Here is a 1,185-nt window from a genome sequence, read left to right on the forward strand (position 1 = left end):
TCATCGGTATCAATCACAACAGCATCACCCTTACGCTGAGGGATTTCAACTGCCACGATTTCTTTAGAAAAAAAGCCTTTGGCTTGCGCGCTTGCGGTGCGTTGTTGGCTCACCAAGGCAAACTGGTCCTGATCTGCACGATTGACGTTAAACTGTTCAGCAACGTTTTCGGCAGTCTGGGGCATGGTATCTACACCATACAATTCTTTAAGTTTAGGGTTAATAAAGCGCCATCCCATAGTGGTGTCTTCAATCTTCTGGCTACGGCCAAAAGCACTGTCTGACTTACCCATCACATAGGGTGCACGGCTCATGCTTTCTACACCACCGGCAATCACCAAATTCGCTTCACCTGCTTTAATGGCACGGGCAGCAATGGCAATCGCATCGAGTGAAGAACCACACAAACGGTTAACGGTAGTTGCCGGTACCTGATACGGTAAACCTGCAAGCAGTGCTGACATACGGCCGACATTACGGTTGTCTTCACCGGCTTGGTTGGCACAGCCATAGATCACATCATCGACCTGTTCCCAATCTACACTTGGGTTACGCTGCATGAGGGCTTTAATCGGCACAGCACCAAGGTCATCGGCACGGACGGGTGCAAGGCCACCGGCATAACGGCCAAATGGGGTACGGATGGCATCGATGATATAAGCGTTTTTCATTCTAACTTTTGTCCTTTACTTTAGGCCTTTTTAGCCATTCTCCGTAAGTATTTCGCGGTAGCGACATGGATGTCGCCGTGTTGCTCAGCACAACAAGGAAGTTGTGTCTGAGTAACAAAGATTTTTGGTTACTTTTTTAAAAAAGTGACACGAATTAGCGAGTGGCATCTGGCTTAAACAGATAAGACTCCGTTGTGATACTTTATAAATTTTCATATCAACCAATAACATCACGGCCGTAATTTACTGTGATATCCATAGGTCTGTTGCATAAGCGATACCTTACTTTTGAAAGGTCAAAAGTAACAAAAACCTTTGTTGAACAGAGGAGGCTTCCATGCCTCCCTGTCCAACGGGCGACATCCATGTCGCCTGTCACGATAGTTACTGCTGTTTAAACTTACCCTTGAGTCGCATCAATCAAAGTTGCACCAGTCAAAGCCTGTAACTCATCAAAGCTAAGACCTTCCACTTTCTCGATCACCTTTAAACCATCATTGGTCACATCAATCAC

The 1,185-nt window shown here is 46.2% G+C and carries 1 protein-coding gene and 1 pseudogene; both read right to left on the reverse strand.

Going from position 1 to position 1,185, the window contains the following annotated elements; translation table 11 throughout:
- A partial coding sequence (locus tag RMB06_RS00495) for a beta-ketoacyl synthase N-terminal-like domain-containing protein (protein WP_311077820.1) occupies positions 1–671 on the reverse strand: 671 nt, incomplete at its 3' end.
- 400 nt (positions 672–1,071) lie between these two features.
- Positions 1,072–1,185, reverse strand: a pseudogene (locus tag RMB06_RS00500) (3-oxoadipate CoA-transferase); the annotation flags it as partial.

The sequence above is a fragment of the Acinetobacter sp. V104_13 genome (genome assembly GCF_031798995.1).
Classification (GTDB): domain Bacteria; phylum Pseudomonadota; class Gammaproteobacteria; order Pseudomonadales; family Moraxellaceae; genus Acinetobacter; species Acinetobacter pittii.